This is a genomic window from Myxosarcina sp. GI1(2024), assembly GCF_053543375.1.
Genome location: NZ_JBKGTY010000012.1, coordinates 19,250 through 39,028 on the forward strand (window position 1 = coordinate 19,250; position 19,779 = coordinate 39,028).

General features: G+C 42.0%; 16 protein-coding genes. 7 read left to right on the forward strand and 9 right to left on the reverse strand.

The genetic code is table 11. The annotated features are described in order from the left end of the window. Positions 1–78 precede the first annotated feature (78 nt). From ACLFKQ_RS26990 to ACLFKQ_RS27000, 3 genes are all read right to left on the reverse strand, one after another. Complete coding sequence (locus ACLFKQ_RS26990; protein ID WP_449002743.1) at positions 79–888, reverse strand: DUF6671 family protein; 810 nt, start codon at positions 886–888, stop codon at positions 79–81. 260 nt (positions 889–1,148) lie between these two features. Further along, on the reverse strand, positions 1,149–2,300 hold the full coding sequence (gene nagA, locus ACLFKQ_RS26995) for an N-acetylglucosamine-6-phosphate deacetylase (RefSeq protein ID WP_449002850.1): 1,152 nt from the start codon (positions 2,298–2,300) through the stop codon (positions 1,149–1,151). Beyond that, positions 2,236–2,808, reverse strand: a complete 573-nt coding sequence (locus tag ACLFKQ_RS27000) for a pentapeptide repeat-containing protein (RefSeq protein ID WP_449002744.1) — start codon at positions 2,806–2,808, stop codon at positions 2,236–2,238. Before ACLFKQ_RS27000 ends, nagA begins: the two co-directional genes overlap by 65 nt. Positions 2,809–3,465: 657 nt before the next feature. On the opposite strand from ACLFKQ_RS27000, the gene ACLFKQ_RS27005 reads away from it, so the two are divergent. Next, entirely contained in the window at positions 3,466–3,618 is a 153-nt protein-coding gene (locus ACLFKQ_RS27005) for a hypothetical protein (RefSeq protein ID WP_449002745.1), read from the forward strand. Positions 3,619–3,735: 117 nt separating this feature from the next. Here ACLFKQ_RS27005 and ACLFKQ_RS27010 read toward each other — a convergent pair whose 3' ends face one another. From ACLFKQ_RS27010 to ACLFKQ_RS27020, 3 genes are all read right to left on the reverse strand, one after another. After that, entirely contained in the window at positions 3,736–3,861 is a 126-nt protein-coding gene (locus ACLFKQ_RS27010) for a hypothetical protein (protein ID WP_449002746.1), read from the reverse strand. A gap of 232 nt (positions 3,862–4,093) precedes the next feature. After that, complete coding sequence (locus ACLFKQ_RS27015) at positions 4,094–5,554, reverse strand: tetratricopeptide repeat protein (RefSeq protein WP_449002747.1); 1,461 nt, start codon at positions 5,552–5,554, stop codon at positions 4,094–4,096. 181 nt (positions 5,555–5,735) lie between these two features. Then, entirely contained in the window at positions 5,736–8,573 is a 2,838-nt protein-coding gene (locus ACLFKQ_RS27020) for a tetratricopeptide repeat protein (protein WP_449002748.1), read from the reverse strand. A gap of 178 nt (positions 8,574–8,751) precedes the next feature. Here ACLFKQ_RS27020 and ACLFKQ_RS27025 point away from each other — a divergent pair, with 178 nt between their 5' ends. Next, complete coding sequence (locus ACLFKQ_RS27025) at positions 8,752–9,750, forward strand: glycosyltransferase (RefSeq protein WP_449002749.1); 999 nt, start codon at positions 8,752–8,754, stop codon at positions 9,748–9,750. Between the two features lie 47 nt (positions 9,751–9,797). Beyond that, complete coding sequence (locus ACLFKQ_RS27030; RefSeq protein WP_449002750.1) at positions 9,798–11,132, forward strand: TrkH family potassium uptake protein; 1,335 nt, start codon at positions 9,798–9,800, stop codon at positions 11,130–11,132. A 215-nt stretch (positions 11,133–11,347) separates the two neighbouring features. Here the strand turns inward: ACLFKQ_RS27030 and hemL are convergent, their stop codons facing one another. Together hemL and ACLFKQ_RS27040 are read right to left on the reverse strand one after the other, a co-directional pair. Next, entirely contained in the window at positions 11,348–12,649 is a 1,302-nt protein-coding gene (gene hemL, locus ACLFKQ_RS27035; protein WP_449002751.1) for a glutamate-1-semialdehyde 2,1-aminomutase, read from the reverse strand. 176 nt (positions 12,650–12,825) lie between these two features. Continuing rightward, positions 12,826–13,947, reverse strand: coding sequence for an NAD(P)/FAD-dependent oxidoreductase (locus ACLFKQ_RS27040; protein WP_449002752.1), 1,122 nt, complete (start codon positions 13,945–13,947; stop codon positions 12,826–12,828). Positions 13,948–14,055: 108 nt separating this feature from the next. Here ACLFKQ_RS27040 and ACLFKQ_RS27045 point away from each other — a divergent pair, with 108 nt between their 5' ends. From ACLFKQ_RS27045 to gor, 4 genes are all read left to right on the forward strand, one after another. Then, positions 14,056–14,586, forward strand: a complete 531-nt coding sequence (locus ACLFKQ_RS27045) for a redoxin family protein (RefSeq protein ID WP_449002753.1) — start codon at positions 14,056–14,058, stop codon at positions 14,584–14,586. A 62-nt stretch (positions 14,587–14,648) separates the two neighbouring features. After that, positions 14,649–15,422, forward strand: a complete 774-nt coding sequence (locus ACLFKQ_RS27050) for a ZIP family metal transporter (RefSeq protein ID WP_449002754.1) — start codon at positions 14,649–14,651, stop codon at positions 15,420–15,422. A 57-nt stretch (positions 15,423–15,479) separates the two neighbouring features. Further along, positions 15,480–15,986 carry a DNA starvation/stationary phase protection protein Dps gene (gene dps, locus ACLFKQ_RS27055; protein WP_449002755.1) on the forward strand — a complete coding sequence of 169 codons (507 nt, stop codon included), beginning with the start codon at positions 15,480–15,482 and terminating at the stop codon, positions 15,984–15,986. 231 nt (positions 15,987–16,217) lie between these two features. Continuing rightward, positions 16,218–17,567 (forward strand): glutathione-disulfide reductase, encoded by a 1,350-nt coding sequence (gene gor / locus ACLFKQ_RS27060; RefSeq protein ID WP_449002756.1) that lies wholly within the window; start codon positions 16,218–16,220, stop codon positions 17,565–17,567. Between the two features lie 24 nt (positions 17,568–17,591). Here the strand turns inward: gor and ACLFKQ_RS27065 are convergent, their stop codons facing one another. Next, entirely contained in the window at positions 17,592–19,739 is a 2,148-nt protein-coding gene (locus ACLFKQ_RS27065; protein WP_449002757.1) for a Tex family protein, read from the reverse strand. Positions 19,740–19,779 lie beyond the last annotated feature (40 nt).

Here is a 19,779-nt window from a genome sequence, read left to right on the forward strand (position 1 = left end):
TTCCGTCACAACTTTAACATTGGCATCAGAAAACGAAAACTATCTACTTTTTGAACGCTTCTGTCTCCTTTGCATCCCTTAAGGATTGCAGCGCAAACACTTTCCGGGAGAGGCTAACTCTTGCCCATCTGGGAAAAAAGTTACACTTTTAAAGTTACATTTTTGGCAACGATAGATAACTTCCAGAGTCAAATTGGTAGGAAATCGACACCAGGCACAGGGTAATCCAGCTTTGTGTTCGACAGCAACAAAGCCCGGACAGCTACACTGAGGACAGCATTGAGCGCTCCTGTCGATAAGATCGTTAGTGGCTTGAGCGATTACCTTCATCCGCGTTGGATTATACATGGCTCTCATATCAGTTTCTAGGTGTACCCGTCCAAATTTTTTCAATAGCCAGGTCACTGCTTCTTCTAGTTGAGCTTCTTTAGTGATGCCTTTAAAAATGAAAGACGATTCAACTGTTTGTGCCTCGGGCATTGCCACTAAACCATGCTCGGGAAAGCCAATCTTCTCAGCAAAGACTAGAGCTGCTTCGAGACTTGATATCTCCTGATGGCAATAGTTTGTTTCTGTCGAAATTGCTTGACCGATAATTTCTAAGTCATGACTGCAATCGCGCAACAAGACAATTTCGCGATCGCAGACTAGGAAGGGAAGTGATGGGTGAGGACCAAAACTTCCCTCACTTGCAAACCCGAGGGCTAATCCAGTCAAACTCATTGCTTTTTCCGCTTTGAGTCTGGCTGTATACAGTTGCTCTCCAGGACGCTTGATATCCCGGGTAAAAGTGCCAAAATCGTCGGTATTTATTCCTTGAGGTACGACAATTTCTATTCCCAGATTGGGTTCTAAGATTGGAGCGATGACCCGTTCCTTTTGATGCATAGTCGCCAAGACAGCAGTTCTGTTATGGAATAAACTTGGAGATGATGAATCACTTATCATTTTGAGTCAGCTATAATACAATTGCGCGCATTTAGATTAACTTAAAGTCTATCTAAACTTTGGCAAGCTTACTCAAACAAGCTGCTTGAAGCTGCTTACTTTCTGCCAGAAGATAATTGAAGAATGCTCGAGCAATCACCGATTTCAGCAGCTGACTTTGGCACTTTACGGGGATAATTAGTGGCAAATTTATTTAGTTCTCAACCCAATCTCGACCAAGTTAAATTCTGTTTGGCTTCCTCCCAATGCCAGCGTAGCAAGTTGGCGGGTTGTCCGACAGCAAGACACGGTAAACCGATCGCTTTTCTGGGAAATTCTGTAGCTGTAGCGATCGCGGTCTCTAGATTGCAAACATCCCATTGGGCTAAATTTTTTACCCCTACCAACAAAGGTAAAGTAGTTCCTGCTAGAGTTCCATCTCTTAGTTTGGCAGTACCTTCAATTACCTCGATTTCCCGTTCATCCCAGGGATAAATTCCGTCGGGTAAACCTATAGGTGCCAATGCGTCACTAACCAAAAAGATACCGAGATTATTACTCGCCCTAAACAGAATTTTTAACATTGTTGGACAGACATGATTGCCATCGGCAATTAAGCCACAGAATACCTTGGGATTGATGATTGCTTCTGCCAACAGTCCTGGCTGGCGATGATGCAAACTAGGCATGGCATTAAAGGCATGGGTTACCATCGTCGCTCCTCTGTCAAAGGCTACTTTTGCCCGCTCTGCCGTTGCGAGAGAATGTCCCAAACTTATTGTAATGCCTTTGCTTACTAGATAGTCGATCGCCTGGTCGTCATCAGCCAATTCTGGAGCGAGGGTGATAATTTTGACTATCTGACTGTAATCTCCCAGGACTTGCTTAACATTTTCAATGGTTAACGGTAGTAAATATTGGGCTGGATGTGCGCCGCGCTTTTGATGGTTGAGAAATGGTCCTTCTAGATGTACTCCTAAAACTCTAGCCGTACTTAGCCTCGTTGTTTGTAGTTCGATAAACCGTGCTATGGCTAATAGCGATCGCTGTATTTTTTCTACTGAAGTGGTAACGATTGTCGGCAGAAATCCATCTATTCCTTGCAACCATAAAAAGTCACAAATTTTCTCTAAACGATCGAGATCTCTAACTTCTAAGTCGGGGAAAGCTAAACCCAATCCACCATTAATTTGGAGATCGATTCCTCCTAAAGTCAACCAATCTCCAGCTAGATCGATTAGCTGCTCTGAAGTAGTTTTTCGAGTAGTTTCTAATTCTAAAGAAGTAACAGTTCGAATTATGCCTGCACTATCTATTTCGATATGTTGTAAATTGGGATTGCTTAGTAAGCGAGCATTGATAATACGAACAATCGTCATTTCTGATACTACCATCAGGCATAATCGTGCAACAAAACTTAGCACCTTCTAGGTTAGCGCCATCGAGCCGAGCATTTTTTAAGTTAGCATCGCGTAAGTTTGCCCATATTAACTGAGTGCGACAGAGATTGGCATTTTGTAAATTTGCCCCACTTAGATTAGCATGGTTTAACACAGCCTTACTGAGGTTGGCTTTATAAAAATCTGCCTCGATTAAACTCGCTCGATACAAGTTAGCATCTCGTAGGTCGGCACCATAAAAAATGGTATGGTTCAAAAAAGCCAGATTGAGTTGAGCTTTCTTCAGATTAGCTTGATAGAGATTGGCATCGCTCAAATTAATTCCAGTCAGTTCAGCCTTTTGAAGATTAGCGTTTTGAAGAGCAGCTTGGGAAAAATTTCTCACTCCAGCATCAAACAGCCTTTTTAACTCATTAACTTCTAAAGTTGGTTTTTGCCAGAACAGTTGTCTTCTCGTAGTCGAACTATTGATGTTTAGCATAAACGTAAATCTATCAATTGCCTGTTAAGTTAAGCTACTTATTCTAAAGAGTAAGTAATAACTTTGAGAAAATTGTGAGGGTCTTGAAGTTTGAACTCATATAGTAATGTTTCTTAATTAAATGAAACATAAAGTAATCCCGAGCGAGTATTTAGGCAAGAAAAGTTTAAGTAATTTTTGCTTTACTGGGATTGTTAATTAAAATAGCTTTATTCTGACTACTAAATTATATTTTTAACACCGAGCTATGATTAATTATTTTATTTTTGAGGCTTTGCTGAATACGTAATGATTTAGCTTTGATTGTCTACGAAAAATATGAATTATAGATGCCATTGAAACCAGATACTATTACCTAATCAGCAACGTCATTTTTGATTGTATTTTGAATAACTCACTCTACATAATAGTTTGGTTTAGTATTAAAACTTACTACTTACAAAAATCAAACTACTAAACTTAAATAGGGTAAGCGGCAAAGTCTTTAAAAAAAATTAACTAAAGTTTTTTGACTTTTTAATTCTTAAGTTTGAGATAATTATAATTTTGTCAACAAAATTCAGAGAGCGAGTTAGTCAACCAATTATATATCTTACAGTTAAAGTAAATGACATCTTAAATAGATTGTGTAGATTTTATTTAGCAGAGGTGAAAATTATGAAAGGCATGATTTGGCATCCCGAAAAAAAAGATCGAAGAGTAAACCAATATTTAGAGCAAACTAATCACGCTCCTTACCAATTAATCGTCGCATTATTACTAGGAGGAGTTTGCCTGTTGACACTGATTACTTTATTCGCTGTCGTTTAAACAAGAATTGGCATGACTGAATAAGTCGTTAATCTAGTTTTTAGAATAATAAGTAAAAACTTGCTAGAGCAACTTTAATAACGGTCAGTAGGTTCATCAATTATTTTATAGATCCCATTAGAATATTTGCAACATTCTTAAAGGGGCGATCGCTTCTAGCTCGAGCGAAAAAAATTGGAATTTTTTAATTGACTGTAACAGACAAGTATCGTGCTGCGCGATCGCATTGCTTCGAATATTCAATCGAATTTAGTTACTACTGTTACTAGAGAGCAATTGAATTATCTTCTACAGTAGACAAGAATTAAACCAATACAAGCTGAGGGCAAGAATCATGTGCAGATTCTTCGATTGCGGAGTCAGAGCAGCCTGCTCTGAGTGTTGGTCAAATTAGCTTGTTTTTATTGGAACTTTAGCTGAAATTCCTCGATCGAGATCGCTTTTTCGCCAATGTAGCAAGCATGAGGAGAGTTAACTACAGTTTGCGAATTATCAGTTGGAAAGTCGTAGCAGCATGATGGATCGATTTCCATCGCTCTTTCGTGGCAATTAAAAACCGCTCGATTCCCTCGGTGGGATTGAGTTGAGGGTATGCTGAGTTAGCCCAGCCATAGTCATTAAAAATAAATATTCCTCCCGATTTGAGTAGCTTCCAAGCTAAAATTGCATTTCGTTCTATACTATCTGCTAGCTTATGTCGATCTTGAAAATTAATTAAGTCAAAACTTTCAGGTTGAAGAGATGCTATTTGTGAAGAAATATCTCCTTCTAATATGGTTACTTTATGCTGCGAGCCAGTTTTAGCTATATTTTCAACTAACAGGCGATCGCAAGTTTCCTCAATACAGGTTAGGCGGTCTTTAGGTTTAACGAGTACTTTATCTAATAGCCAACAGGCAGACATTCCCTGATAGGTACCAATTTCTAATAGAGCAATCTGCTTTTTTCCCGTTAAAAGCGGCTGAAGCTGAGTTTTCCAGACCGGAATTCGCTCGCTAAAAGTATCAACGCTAAAGAAATAATCGTTGGTAAGGCATTCATCCCAGCCTCTACCCTGGCAGGCTCGTTGAAAATTGGCTGCGGCATCAGCATGATTGCCTTTTGCCCTTAAAGCAGTGCCTAAAAACGAGTAAACCCAAGGATATGGCTCGAGTAAATTAATAATTGCATGACAAGTAGCGATCGCTTCGTCCCATCGTTGCAGCCTCAAATAAGTTTTGACTAAATCGTAATGTACTCCAGGAAATTCTGGTGCATTGTCAATTGTTTGTTGAAAATATTCAATCGCCTCAGTCAAACATTGCTGCTGCAGATAAATCGTTCCTAGTTGATATTGTGCTTCAGCTTGAGTCGAATCCATCGCCAAAATCTGCTGGTAATAAGATTTTGCCTTTTCTAACTCGTTCTGTTGCCAATAAATCCTTGCTAGTTCGTAACTTGCCAGAATAAAGAATTTTTTATCTGACAGCGCCTGTTGATAACAGTTCACTGCTTTTTGCCAATCTTTTTCTTGTAATGCTCTACCCAGTTTGTAATAGCCACTGGGGTTGACAAAATCGGGTCTAATTTCGATCGTTCGATACCAAGTCATCACTTCGGCATCTTTGCGATCTAACTGGGCGTAAACTCGAGCCAAACTCGACAGAATTCGCACTGAATCAGGTCGATATTTTAAAGCATTTTCAAAAGACTTTAAGGCAGCATCGGCGTACTCGATAAATAGATAGAGTTGTCCTAATTCATAGTAGACTTCTCCTAGATCGAGTTGCTCTTCCAAAGCGAAAGAATGCCAACAGATGGCTGCATCAAACTGCCCCATACCTTGAAGAACATTGCCCAAATTTTTAAAAGCAGTTTGCCAAACTTGAGGCTGGACTAGTTTGGTTTCTATAGCCCGTTCACACTCCAATATCGCTTGTTTTAAATAACTAGACACCACAAATAAAAGATCGATTAGAGATTAGTCATAGGGTAAGGAGCACTCGCCAATTTGCAGATGGGACTTGGCGAGCCCAAATTCAATTCAGATGTTACGGACGATCGAAAGCAGTTTTTATAGATCTTTTCTCCAATATAATTCAATGGTCGATCGTTGTCTAAAATGTCTTTCATACCAACTACTGGTTTTGGACTGTATTTAAAATTAGCTCTAAAGATTTCAGCTCGACTAAAATATCTTCTGCCCCGGAACTTTGATACATTAAATAGCGTAAGTGGTCGCAATCGAAGCGATCGCCGATAAGATAGTAATGTTGTAATCGTAGTTGGCGAGAAATTGCCCAGTAGTCAGTCCTGACATAGTTAGGAGAAAAAAGTTCGATAATTGTAGTGTTGGGTTTGCAAAAAGCTAAGTTAGCCATCCCCGAACCATGAGGAGCGACAATTATTTCAGCTTTGGCAAACAAGCCTACCTGCTCGACGACGGGCATTTCTTCTAAAAATACCGTTTGGAAACCGTATCGCTCTAATAATTCAACCACTTCGGATTCATTAATTACCCTTCTCTCACTAGCCCGCGCGCTACTGAGATAAATTCTTGCAGCGTATTGCTCCGGGGATAAGCTACTTTGAGCTAAAAAAGTTGCTCGCAGAAATTCAATCGTTCCCGAAGATATCCAATCTAAATATCCAGGCAGAGAAGCTACGATTAATTCTGTAGCTGTAATGTGAGAATAGCGATCGCTCGATAAAGTTTTGGTTGGGGGAATTTTTAGCAGTGCCAAAGTTTCTTTTTGAAATGGTCGATTGATATTATTTACGACAAACCAATCAATTGAGTTTAATTCAATACCGCCACGTCGAATTAATTCGACTCGAGGTAAAATATCTAACATCCAACGCTCGTAAGTATGACCTGCTAATCCCGATAAAATAGCAACTCTGCCCTTAATTTTGGCGGCTGGCGGAATTTCCTCTAGACGAAATAAAGCATGGCGAATGTTGCTTGTTTCATTGGGAGATATCGGTAAAAACCAACGATAGTGATAGGATAAGTCCTTAAGTAAATAACCATCAGGAGTGATAACCGCTAGAGCATGACAAATTTGCCAGGAACTTTTTTGAGGTGCAATCCAGATTCTACCGTTGGGAATGGTAACCACAAAAGGGGTCAGAGGATTTATGGGCACAGAGCGAGCGAAACAACACTGATAAGCATTTCGATCTAGCTGTTTGGCAGTAAAGTAGCTAACTAATTCGTTCCTATAGCTATCTCCGTCATAACCGTAAGTGCTGGTTATCTGAGGAAATAGAGACTTGGGAGGAAGCTTAGTAGTTCTGGGGGTTTCTTTGGAAACTGCAAAGGAAGGTTTCGGGAAATCTGTCAACTCCACATTAGGGAGAGGATCGGTATTTGACACCAGCTGTTCCTCAGAGGCGACAGAACTGGTATCCAAACCCGAAACAAGCCAATCGGCTCGTTGTTTGGGGGTACCGCGTTCTCGATATTCTTGAGAATCGAAAGATGAGATTGGCTCTGGCTCTCTTTTTCCCATTATTCGAGCTTGAGACGACGTGTCTTCCCAATCTATGGTAGCGTAATCAAAATTATCTAATTGACTATCTCTAACCCAATCTTGGGTGTGGTAATAGACTGTTTGAGGCAACCAGGCTAGACTTTGGTCTACGGGAAAAAGCTGTAGGGAACTTTTCTGACGAATAACTTTGCTTAATTGAACGCTCAGCTCGCGACGATCGCCTTCAAAGAGTGAACCCGCCCGGTAAATAGCTATAGCTGCATCCAGCCTTTCCTGTCTCGTCAAACAGTTTCCCAAACGCAAATATAGTTCTGGTTTGTCGGTTTTAATTTCTAAAGCTTGTTGGTAATACATTGTGGCTCGCTCGATTTCACCACGCTCGAACCAAATATCTCCTAAATGCCAATAGGTCTGCCAAAGGTAATGATAGATTTCGGTGTAGTTCGATTTTTGCTGTAAAACTGCTAGAAAGCGAGCGCAGGATGACTTTGCCATTGTCGGCAAATCACGAGGCTGTAGAGCTATACCCTGTCGAATATAAGCATCGATCGCGGTGGGCTTGAGAGTGACTACTCGATGCCAACAGTCGATTGCTTCTTGGAGTCGTCCGACTTGTTGTAAGGCATGGGCACAGTGACTATAGGCTGAGACATTCTGGGGTTCTAATTCGATAACCTTACGAAAACAGGCAATCGCAGCAGGATAATCTCCCTGTTGTTGCCACAACTTACCCAAATTATGATGCGCTACCGCCATTTCCGGTGCGACGGCGATCGCATATTCAAAGCTGGAAATAGCCAGTTCTAGCTGTCCATCCCACCAGTAAGTTAAACCCAAAGCCTCGTGCAAACTAGCATCAGTAGGATCGAGTTTCAAGCCCGCTTCGAAGGCGGCGATTGCCTCAGCAACTCGCTGCTGTTGGAAGAGAACCTTACCCAAATTACTGTAATTTCTCACCCGATCTGGCTGCAGGGATATCGCCTGTCGATAGTTTTCCGCTGCCGCTGCTAAATTATGCTGTCTCTGATAGACTAGTCCTAAGTTGAAATAAGCTGGGGCATAATTAGGGTCGAGTTCTATAGTCTTTTGATAGGCAGCTACCGCCATTTGCCAGTTTTCTAGCTGATGAAAAACTACGGCCAAGTTAAATTGTAGTTGCGTCCAATCGGGTTTTAAAGCTAACCCTTCCTGGTAATGCCGAACCGCTTCCTGAAGCTGGTGCTTTCTACTATATAACAAACCTAATTCGCCATGGATTTCGGCTTCCTCAACTTCGGCATCGAGTATTTGATGATAGGTAGCAATTGCTTCGTTCAACTTACCTTGGCGAGCATAGGCTTTAGCTAAAAAAGGGTAAACTTTCTCTCCGATTGTTCCTGCCTCGATTGCCTGAGTACAAGCGGCAACGACGTTACTCCATTCCTCTTTGGCTGAGTAAGACTCGATCTGTTCGATAAAAAGTTCGTCTTGCATTTTCATAGTCAACGCCAAAGAAAATAATTCCAGCTAGAGTATATTCATACATTTTAATACTCCGGTCTGAGCAGAATTTTCCAGCCGATTGTTCGAGCTGCTTTAGTTGTCAGCAAGACTCCTCATAGGCAGGAGATTTATAATAGACTGAAGCCAAATTAGAATTAGACCTCGAACCACTTTTATGGGTTTTGCTGATGTCGAACCTACCATTAGCGTAATTATTCCCACGTATAATTGCGATCGCTTTATCGAACGGACTTTAGAAAGTGTCTTACAACAAGAAAACGTCCGCTTTGAGATTATAGTTATCGACTGCGGTTCTAGCGATCGCACTCTGGAAATTTTAGCAACCTACACTCAGCATCTCCAGCATTTCCAGCAACAAAAACGAGAATTAGCAGCAGCACTAAATCATGGAATTAGCCTGGCAGAGGGAGATTTAGTGACTTTTTTGCTAGCAGATGATTATTTTTTGCCCGACAAGCTAGCTTCTCAAGCAGCAATTTTCGTTCAGAGAAATGAGCTCGGCATGGTTGACAGTGGATGGCAGAGAATAGGCGATGACGAACGACAGCGTCTCGAAATTTGTCCTTGGGAGAGTCTACCCGAATTAAACCTAGAATCTTGGCTCGACAGAGAATTTATTACCCTTAGTACTATGATGTTTCGCCGCGAGTGGCTGCAGTATGTTGGCGGCTTTGCTCTCGGTTTTCGGGGTGCTGAAGCCTGGGATTTAGTTCTCAAACTAGCTCTTAAAGGCTGTCGTACCGCTTGGTTACGTCAGGTAACCGTGGGCAGGCAGAACGAGCTGGCAACAGAGGAAAGTTTACAATTAGCCGAATCTTTGTCAGCAGTAATAGATCGTTTTTTTTGTTGCTCGGATTTGCCGCCACTAGTCAAAGCGAAAGCCAACACGGTTCGCGATCGCATTTTAATTTGGGCGGCGTGGTATCTAGATTCCAGGGGACTTCGAGCCGAAGCCATGACATATTTGAAACAGGCTTGGACTTATCGTTCTAGTTCGGCAATGGCAACTGTGGTTAACTGGATTGAGAGTTTTGCCAGATTTTCTAAGCGCTGGGGAGTAGAATTCGATGCTAATTCTCTGAGCGTCTCTGATGAATGGCAACAGTTAGTTGAAGAGATAATCGAGAATGCCGACAAAACTGGTTCTAATTGAGTTATGCTCCAACAATAGAGATTAGACATTGGTTACTGTCTTCGATTATGACTGTCGCTCGCACTATCTGCATTGGGTTTCTGGCTCTAGTTACCCTCGGAACTATATTATTATCCTTGCCTTTGGCTACTGCTGATAGTACTTGGAATAATCCGATTGTCGCCTTGTTTACTTCTACCTCTGCCGTGTGCGTTACTGGTTTAGTGGTAGTAGATACTGGCGAGTATTTTTCCTTTTGGGGACAGCTAATTATTCTCTTGCTCATTCAGGTGGGTGGTTTGGGCTACATGATGAGCACCACATTTTTAATTTTGTTATTGGGCAGAAAATTCGATCTCAGACAAAAATTTGCCATTCAAGAATCATTCGATCGCCCGTTTTTACAGGGTAGTACTAATTTAGTGCGCTCGATTATTGCCACAACGATGATTTTTGAAATTACCGGAATTTTCTTATTAATGGGAATATTTGCCACTGAGTTCGGCTTGAGCAAGGGTTTGTGGCTGTCAATTTTTCACAGTATCAGTGCTTGGAATAATGCCGGCTTTAGTTTGTTTTCTGATAGTTTAATCGGCTATCGCGGTGCTTGGACGTTAAATTTAATTATTTCTGGTTTAATCATTTTTGGCGGCATTGGCTATCAGGTAATTGTCGAGCTGTATTCATGGATACTCAATCTCGCGCAGCGCAAACCGAGACGATTTTGCTTTTCATTAAACTTTAAAGTAGTTACCAGCACGACGATACTTCTGTTATCGCTCGGAACTGTTGCTTTTTTCTTGACCGAATTTCAAAATTCTCAAACCCTACAAGGCTCACCTTTTGGTGCTAAACTCATGGCTGCCTGGTTTCAATCGGTGACGACAAGAACCGCTGGCTTTAATACTATTGATATTAACGAAATGACGGCGGCAGGTTTATTTATTACCATGGGCTTAATGTTTATTGGTGCCAGCCCTAGCGGTACTGGCGGTGGAATTAAAACTACTACTTTACGCATTCTCTATAACTCTACCAAGTCGGTATTGCGCGGTAAAAATCAGGTCGTCTTGTATCAAAGAGAAGTTCCTAACACTCTAATTTTAAAAGCTATCGCCGTAGTTTTTGGCACGGGAACTTCAATCGTGCTGGCGACTATTTTAATTTCCTGGTTCGATCCTGCCTTCTTCTTTTTGCAAATTTTATTTGAGGTGATTTCAGCTTTTGCTACGGTGGGTTTGTCTACAGGAATAACTGCCGGTTTATCGACTATATCCAAATTAATTTTAGTTTTTGCAATGTATGCCGGAAGAGTTAGCATTTTAATTCTGATTGCGGCAATTATTGGCGATTCTCCTCCTAGTACCGTCCATTATCCTGAAGAAAATTTGCTAGTAGGATAGCAACTGCCGTTGGTGGTTAGGAGTTACTTAATTCTTCAAAATTAGTATTGTCATCAAAAATAGAACGGTTAACAATATCACCTGGATTGTCCCAAAATTTTAATCCAATTGGAGCATTGATTGTCAGTATAAGTGTACCGCTATCTATCTGAAGAAATTCGATCTTAACAGTAACCAGTAAATTAATTTACTGGTTACTGTTCGGCAATGGCAATTTAAAGATTGCTAAGAACTTCTTTTGCCGCAGCTACAGTTTGTTCGATGTCTTCTTCTGTATGAGCTAGAGAAGTAAATCCAGCTTCAAATTGAGAAGGAGCGAGATAGATGCCTTTTTCTAACATTCCCCGATGGAAGCTAGCAAATTTTTTCATATCGGATTTTTTGGCATCATCATAATTATGAACGGGATCGCCAGTAAAGAACATCCCAAACATCGCGCTAATACTACCTCCAGTTACCTGATGACCTGTTTCTCTAGCGGCGTTAAGTAAACCTTCAGACAATTTTTTAGTAATGCGATCTAGTTGTGCGTAAGTGCCTGGTTTTTGAAGCAATTCTAGAGTTTTAATTCCTGCCGTCATTGCCAGAGGATTGCCAGAAAGAGTTCCTGCTTGATACATCGGTCCTGCAGGTGCCACCATCGACATGATATCGGCGCGTCCGCCATAAGCACCTACGGGCAAACCGCCACCAATTACTTTACCCAGAGTAGTCAAATCGGGAGTTACGCCAAATTTTTCTTGAGCACCACCGTAGGCAATGCGAAAACCAGTCATTACTTCGTCAAACACCAACAGTGCACTGTGTTCTTTGGTGATTTCTCGCAAGCCTTCTAAGAAACCAGCATCGGGAGTTACAAAGCCTGAGTTGCCTACTACGGGTTCTAAAATTACTCCTGCAATTTCCTTAGAGTGTTGGGCAAACAGTTTTTTAACCGCTTCGAGATCGTTATAGGGAGCAGTTAGAGTATTGTTAGTTGCTGATTTGGGTACGCCTGGAGAATCGGGCAATCCTAATGTAGCTACGCCGGAACCAGCTTTAACCAGAAACATATCAGCGTGACCGTGATAGCAACCTTCAAATTTGACAATTTTATCTCTGCCGGTGAAGGCACGCATCAGACGCAGCACTGACATACAGGCTTCAGTACCCGAATTGACGAAACGGACGATTTCGATACTGGGAACGGCATCGATTACCATTTCTGCTAAGACATTTTCTTGTAATGAGGGTGCACCAAAGCTAGTACCCTTTTCTAAAGCTTGGTGAAGGGCTTGAATGACTTCAGGATGAGCGTGACCGCAAATTGCCGGTCCCCAAGTGCCAACATAATCGATATATTTATTGCCGTCTACATCCCAAATATAGGCACCTTTGACGCGATCGAAGACAATGGGTTGTCCGCCCACAGACTTAAAGGCACGCACGGGAGAGCTAACCCCACCAGGCATTAATTTTTGAGCCGCAGTAAAAATTTGTTCTGATTTAGTAGTTTTAAAAGAAGCTGTACTAACCAATATGTTCTCCTTTAGTCGAAACTTAAATAATTGCTTGAAATTCGCTCGAGAGTGATAATGCTGCCAAAAGAAGCTTCGGCAGATTTTTGAGTGATAAAAATAAATCGATGGTTTTTTATTATCCTATGGAAGTCAAATTAAAAGGTAGTTTTATATAAATAATTTTAAAAAGATTTTTAGACCGTTACCCTAAGATTCATAAATTGCTCGATCGCCAAAGCGGTTGCAGGAGCTAGCAATACACCGTTGCGGTAGTGCCCCGTAGCCAGTAGTACGTTACCATAATTTGGTAGTCGATCGATAATTGGAGCGGATATTCCTTCGGGGCGAGGGCGTTTGCCAGACCAGGTTTCTAGAATTTGGGCATCAGCTAAAGCCGGACAAAAGGCGATCGCTTTAGCAATTACTTCCTCTAACATTGTAACCTCGGCAACTGGTTCTCCGGTTGCTGGTGGAAATTCTACCGTCGCTCCCAACCAGTATTCTTGGTTTTCCAACGGTACTAAGTGAACGTCATCTCCAGTAATTACGGGCTGAAAGTCCGCTCTACTCAAGCTCTTATTCAGTTTCAGTCTTACTGCCTGTCCCAATACGGGACGAATGGGAATAGTTGCCTGTAGGTTTGCCGTCAAAGGTGTCGAACCCAGTCCCGCAGAGATAATCAGCCAGTCGGTTTTGAGTTCCCCCAGATTAGTTTGTAGGCGATCGCAATTTAGTAAATTACTATCGTCTTTTCTACTAGTAATAAAATTCTCACACTCGACTCCGAAGCGAAAATCTACGCCGTTTAGCCTCCCTGCTGTCACTAATGCCTGAGTAAGCTGGGCGGGATTTATCTGAAGATCTTGAGGGGAGTATACTGCCCCAATGATGCTGTTGTTAACCAGGTGGGGACAATGACGTTCGACATAGAAGCGATCGCCCAATTCTAATTCCCAGCCTTGGGAACGGCGCAATGCCTGCAGTTCCTGCCATCGCTCCAAGCGATCGCCGTCAAATAAGAGCTTGAGTATCCCCTGATGATTGACGGCAATACTCGATCCTGTTTTCGCTTTTAGTTCGGGGATTAAAGTCTGATATCGTTTTAAACTGGTCGCTCTCAGCTGCCACGCCCGACCTTTAGTTTTGCGGCTAATGGCACCCATTAGAACTCCTAATGCTGCCCCCGTCGAACCAGATGCTGGTAAATTTTTGTCGATGACCGTTATCTGTAATCCTGCTTTTAAGCTCAGTTGGTAGGCGATAGTCGCTCCAACTATACCGCAGCCGATGACGACAACTTGGTTCGCGCTGTTCATACCAAATTCGAGAACTTTTTCCTTGACAACTCATAATCATTACGAGTATGATTTAACTGGTAAAACTCATAATGAGTACGAGATAACTAATAGCTAATTTTAGTAACCATGAGAGATATAGTACCAAACGTAGTCTTCAAAACCAGAGTCCGCGACGAATCCGTAGAAGGACCAAATCCGTATCGCTGGCAAGATATGACCACAGAAGAAATCTTCAAAGGCAAAAAAATCGTTCTATTCGCCCTTCCCGGTGCTTTTACTCCCACCTGTTCTTCTACTCATTTACCTAGATATGAGGAACTATACGACGAAATTAAAGCTCAAGGCGTAGACGAAGTCATCTGTCTTTCGGTCAATGATGCCTTCGTTATGTTCCAGTGGGCTAAGGCACAAGGAATAGAAAAAGTCTTTATGCTTCCCGATGGTACTGGTGAGTTTACCCGTAAAATGGGAATGTTAGTCAGCAAAGATAACCTCGGCTTTGGCTTACGTTCTTGGCGTTACTCGATGTTAGTCAACGACATGAAGATCGAGAAAATGTTTATCGAACCAGATTTTGGCGATAACTGTCCTACCGATCCTTTCGAAGTTTCCGATGCCGATACCATGCTGCAATACTTGAAAGGAGAAGGGAAATAACCTCGGTTTATTTCTAGAATAATTGGGGGCGTCAAACCAGCGTCCCCAGATCGAGTAAAGTTATGGGAACGATTTATTTAGGTTTTATTGCTAGTTTAATCGCAGGTATGGGTACGGCAATAGGTGCTCTAACGATTCTGTTTACTACCAAAATTGACAAACAGTGGCAGGGAATTTTACTGGGAATTGGTGGTGGAGTGATGCTAGCAGCAACAGCATTTTCGTTAATCGTTCCCGGAACGGAAGCCGCGATCGCCATTGGTTATTCGCAATCGAGTTCGGCTTTAGTTATCAGTCTGGGCATGGCAATAGGTGGGTTACTCTTGTGGCTGATGCACGAAAATTTTCCCCACGAACATTTTATTAAAGGAAAAGAAGGCAAAATTACTGTCAACTTCCAGCGTATTTGGTTATTCGTCTTGGCAATTACCATCCACAATTTTCCTGAAGGTTTGGCAGTAGGAGTAGGATTTGGAGATGGCAATATCGGTCACGGCTTACCTTTAACAATTGGTATTGGCTTGCAAAATATGCCTGAAGGAGCGATCGTGGCACTAGCACTGAGGGAATTAGAGTATTCAATTTCCTACGCTTTGGGTATTTCAGTTTTAACTGGTCTAGTAGAACCGATTGGCGGTTTGTTCGGTGCTACCATTGTTAATTTTAGTCAATCGTTTTTACCCTGGGCAATGGCGATCGCGGCGGGGGCAATGTTGTTTGTCATCGTCGATGAAATTATTCCTGAAATCAACCGCGAAAGTATCGCTCAAGAAGGCACTTTAGGAATTATGAGCGGCTTTGTCGCCATGATGTTTTTAGATCTTGCTTTTAGCTAATTAGATGCTCGTTATTCTAATTGTATAGATGTTAAATCAACAACAAAGGAGAACAATATGGTTTCTACAGCTTCTAAACCCAAACTCTATCCAACTCGTATCGACCTTCCAGAAGGCGATCGCGTCGAACTAGTCAAACTATTGAATCAAACTCTAGCTGCTACTTTGGACTTAAAAACCCAAACCAAACAGGCACACTGGAATGTCAAAGGCATGGACTTCTACCAGCTTCACGAACTGTTTGACGAAATGGCAACCGAGCTTGAAGAATACACCGACATGGTAGCAGAAAGAGTCACGGCTCTAGCAGGTACTGCAACGGGTACGGTACGAATTGCTGCTTCGAACTCGATCTTGCCAGAATACGATCTAGATGCCGTTACAGGAGTCGAACACGTTACCGCTTTAGCCGATCGCTACTCCGCCTATGCCAAACATTTACGAGATGCAATTGGCACTAGTGAAGAATACAACGATGCCGATACAGCCGATTTATATACGGAGATTTCCCGTACTATCGATAAGCGTCTTTGGTTCTTAGAAGCACACTTGGTTAAAAAATAAATAGGATTAAGCCGCTCGTTACCAAGCGTTGCTAGCTTATTGTTAATTAGATGATAGATTGTTGTCGCTCGGTGCTATTAGCAGTCAATTGCCTCTGTTTGCAGATTTGAGTTAGTGGGGAATAGAAGCGAAAAAATTAAATTTCAATTCTGTTCCCTATTTCTGTTTCTAAATAGTGCGCGGATGCGACTTGGTAATTAATTTAAGATAAAAATAAACGGGTTTAAATCAATGAGTTATGATTTCGATTTATTTGTAATCGGTGCGGGTTCGGGAGGTATCGCTACCGCCAGACGCGCCGCTGAGTATGGAGCTAAAGTCGGTATCGTAGAGTACGATCGCCTTGGTGGAACTTGCGTCAATCGCGGTTGTGTTCCCAAAAAGCTGATGGTTTATGCTTCTCATTTTCCCAACCATTTTGTAGAAGCTCGGGGTTATGGCTGGAGTGTTGGGGAAACCAGCTTTAATTGGGAAAAAATGATAACGGCGGTAAACAACGAAGTAACTAGACTTAACGGCATCTATCAGCGGATGTTGGATAGTTCTAATGTCAAAGTATACGAAGGTCGTGGTAAGTTTGTTGATTCTCATACGATCGCGATCGGCGATGAAAAAGTTACTGCCGACAAGATTTTAATTGCAGTCGGGGGACATCCCATCAAACCTAGTGAAATTCCAGGGATCGATCGCGCCATTACCTCCGATGATATTTTTCACCTCAAAGAACAGCCCAAACGTATGGTAATTATCGGTGGTGGCTACATTGGTGTAGAATTTGCCTGCATTCTTAACGGTATGGGAACCGAAGTAACCCAAGTGATTCGCGGCGATAAAATCTTGCGCGGTTTTGACGAAGATTTGCGGGATGAAGTTCAAGAAGGAATGCGCCGACACGGGATCCGCATTTTGACTAACAAACCCAAAATTGCTATTGAAGATGGTGATGGAGGAATTAACTTTAAAATCTATGGTGAAGAAGAAGAAACCATCGTTACCGACGTAGTCAGTCTTGCTGCTACTGGTAGAATACCTAATATCGCCAACTTAGGATTAGAAAATACTCAGGTAGAAGTAGCTAATGATGCAATAGTAGTCGATCCCTACAGTCAAACCAGAGAGTCACACATTTATGCAGTAGGGGACTGTACCGATCGCATCAATCTTACTCCTGTTGCCATTCAAGAAGGTAGGGCTTTTGCCGATAGTCATTTTGGAGGACAATCTCGTCAAATGTCCTATGACAACATTCCTACTGCAGTTTTCTCTAGTCCAGAAGCAGCTACGGTAGGTTTGACAGAGGAGGAGGCGAGAGAAAAATATGGCGATGGGGTTAAAGTCTATCGCAGCAAATTCCGCCCCATGTACTATACTCTGCCGAATATTCAGGAAAAAACTTTAATGAAGTTAATTGTAGATACTAATAGCGATAAAGTTTTAGGGGCGCACATGGTAGGAGACGATGCAGCAGAAATCATTCAGGGAGTGGCGATCGCCGTGAAAATGGGTGCTAGTAAAGCTGATTTTGATGCTACTGTCGGTATCCATCCGAGTTCTGCTGAAGAATTTGTGACTATGCGGTAGTTTAGAAGAGCGATCGCTTGGTTCTCAAATTTTAAGCGATAAACTAATCCGTTTTAACTTTTGGTTAACTTCCAAAACTTTGACTTTAACTATCTCTCCGACTTTAACAATTTGATTGGGATCGGAAACGAAGCGATCGCTCATTTGGGAAATATGGATTAAGCCATCTTGGTGTACGCCAACATCTACAAACGCGCCAAAGTTAACTACGTTAGTCACCACTCCTTCTAAAATCATCCCTTCCGCCAAATCTTCAATCTCATTAATTCCCTCGGCAAAGGTGGCATATTGAAATTGTTGTCTGGGATCTCTACCTGGTTTAGCGAGTTCGGCGATCGCATCCTCAAGAGTCGGTATACCAGTATCTTCAGTAACAAACTGGTTTAAGTCTAAAGTTTTTAAGCGATCGCCTACTTGAATAATTTTTGCTAGCGGAACTTGTAAAGCAGCCGCCATGTTCTTGACTACTCCATAACTTTCTGGATGCACTGCGGTATTGTCTAGAGGATTTTCGCCATCGCGGATCCGTAAGAAACCCGCCGCTTGTTGGTAAGTTTTTTTGCCTAGCTTGGCAACCTCTAACGATTGGCGACGATTTTTAAATGCGCCTCGTTCGTTACGATAGCTAACGATGTTATTGGCGATCGCACTGGAAATTCCCGATACATAAGTCAGCAATTGGGAAGATGCAGTATTTAAATCCACTCCCACGTAGTTAACGCAGCTTTCTACAGTTTCGCTTAACTTTTGCTGGAGTAACTTTCCATCGACATCGTGCTGATACTGTCCCACGCCGATAGATTTGGGATCGATTTTTACCAGTTCTGCCAGAGGATCTTGCAATCTCCTACCGATACTAATTGCTCCTCTTACGGTAAGATCGAGTTCTGGAAATTCGCTTCTGGCTACTTCACTAGCAGAATAAATCGATGCGCCAGATTCATTGACTATTACCTTTATCGGTTTGGGATTAATTGTTTTCAAAACGTCGGCAATAAAGCGATCGGTTTCTCTAGAAGCAGTACCGTTACCGATCGCAATTAATTCGATCTTATATCTACTAATTAATTTTTTAATTATTCTCTCTGCTTCTTGTCTTTGTTTATCTCCCGAATGGGGATAAATGGTTTTATTCTCTAAAAACTTTCCCGTATCGGACAGCACCGCTACTTTACAACCAGTACGAAAACCAGGATCGATCGCCAGCGTGGGTTTTCTTCCCGCAGGTGGTGCCAGTAACAAATTACGCAGGTTAGCCTCAAAGGTTTGAATCGATTCTAAGTCGGCATAATCTTTGCGATCGCTTTTCACTTCTCTAATTAAAGCGGGTTCGAGCAACCGATTAAAGGCATCTTCTAGCATCACCCGATAAAAATCCCGTATTTCTCTTACTTTAGTTTTAATTACCTGCCGTTCTAAATAAGACATTACTTCCGACTCTTCAAAAGCAAGATCTACCTTTAAAACTCCATCTGCTTCGCCGCGATACAGTGCCAAAATATTGTGGGGTGGAATTTTATTAACGCTATAGCGATATTCTCGATACATTTCATACTTGGTGCTGCCTTCGGGATAGTCGTCTTTGATGCTAGCAGTAAAAATTCCGTTTTTTAGGAGGTATTTTCGCAAATAAGCCCTAATTTCTGCTTTTTCCGCAACAATTTCCGCTAAGATGTCTGCCGCACCATTTAATGCTTCTTCTGCCGTATTTACGCCTTGCTCTGGGTTGAGATATTTTTCTGCTTCTTTAATTAATTCTGCTTTAACTCCAGACTCATTTAGAGACTCGATCCATTCTGCCAGAGGTTCTAAACCCTTTTCTCTCGCTGCCGTCGCTTTGGTACGCCGTTTGGGTTTATAGGGTAAATAAAGATCTTCTAATTCGGTTTTACTGAGACAAGACTCAATTTTAGCCTGTAGTTCTTTAGTTAATTTGTTTTGTGAAGCGATCGCTTCAAGTATTGCTTTCTTACGCTTGGTTAATTCTTCGAGATAAGTATAGCGTTCAAAAATTTCCCGCAACCGAACTTCATCTAGGGAACCCGTACGTTCTTTGCGATAGCGAGCGATAAATGGAATCGTTCCCCCCTCCTGCCAAAGTTCTAAAGCGTTGTTAATGTTACTCGGGGGAAGTGAAAATTCCTGGGCAATAATTCGTGCGATCTTGGTCATATTACTTATCTGATATGTAAACTGTCTTCTCTGAAGGTAA

What these genes read in the sequence shown, in the direction of transcription:
- ACLFKQ_RS26990 (WP_449002743.1), bottom strand. Translation starts at nt 888, where the DNA reads ATGCATCAAAAGGAACGGGTCATCGCTCCAATCTTAGAACCCAATCTG.
- ACLFKQ_RS27000 (WP_449002744.1), bottom strand. Translation starts at nt 2,808, where the DNA reads ATGCTAAACATCAATAGTTCGACTACGAGAAGACAACTGTTCTGGCAA.
- ACLFKQ_RS27005 (WP_449002745.1), top strand. Translation starts at nt 3,466, where the DNA reads ATGAAAGGCATGATTTGGCATCCCGAAAAAAAAGATCGAAGAGTAAAC.
- ACLFKQ_RS27020 (WP_449002748.1), bottom strand. Translation starts at nt 8,573, where the DNA reads ATGAAAATGCAAGACGAACTTTTTATCGAACAGATCGAGTCTTACTCA.
- ACLFKQ_RS27025 (WP_449002749.1), top strand. Translation starts at nt 8,752, where the DNA reads ATGGGTTTTGCTGATGTCGAACCTACCATTAGCGTAATTATTCCCACG.
- ACLFKQ_RS27030 (WP_449002750.1), top strand. Translation starts at nt 9,798, where the DNA reads ATGACTGTCGCTCGCACTATCTGCATTGGGTTTCTGGCTCTAGTTACC.
- ACLFKQ_RS27040 (WP_449002752.1), bottom strand. Translation starts at nt 13,947, where the DNA reads ATGAACAGCGCGAACCAAGTTGTCGTCATCGGCTGCGGTATAGTTGGA.
- ACLFKQ_RS27045 (WP_449002753.1), top strand. Translation starts at nt 14,056, where the DNA reads ATGAGAGATATAGTACCAAACGTAGTCTTCAAAACCAGAGTCCGCGAC.
- ACLFKQ_RS27050 (WP_449002754.1), top strand. Translation starts at nt 14,649, where the DNA reads ATGGGAACGATTTATTTAGGTTTTATTGCTAGTTTAATCGCAGGTATG.
- dps (WP_449002755.1), top strand. Translation starts at nt 15,480, where the DNA reads ATGGTTTCTACAGCTTCTAAACCCAAACTCTATCCAACTCGTATCGAC.
- gor (WP_449002756.1), top strand. Translation starts at nt 16,218, where the DNA reads ATGAGTTATGATTTCGATTTATTTGTAATCGGTGCGGGTTCGGGAGGT.
- ACLFKQ_RS27065 (WP_449002757.1), bottom strand. Translation starts at nt 19,739, where the DNA reads ATGACCAAGATCGCACGAATTATTGCCCAGGAATTTTCACTTCCCCCG.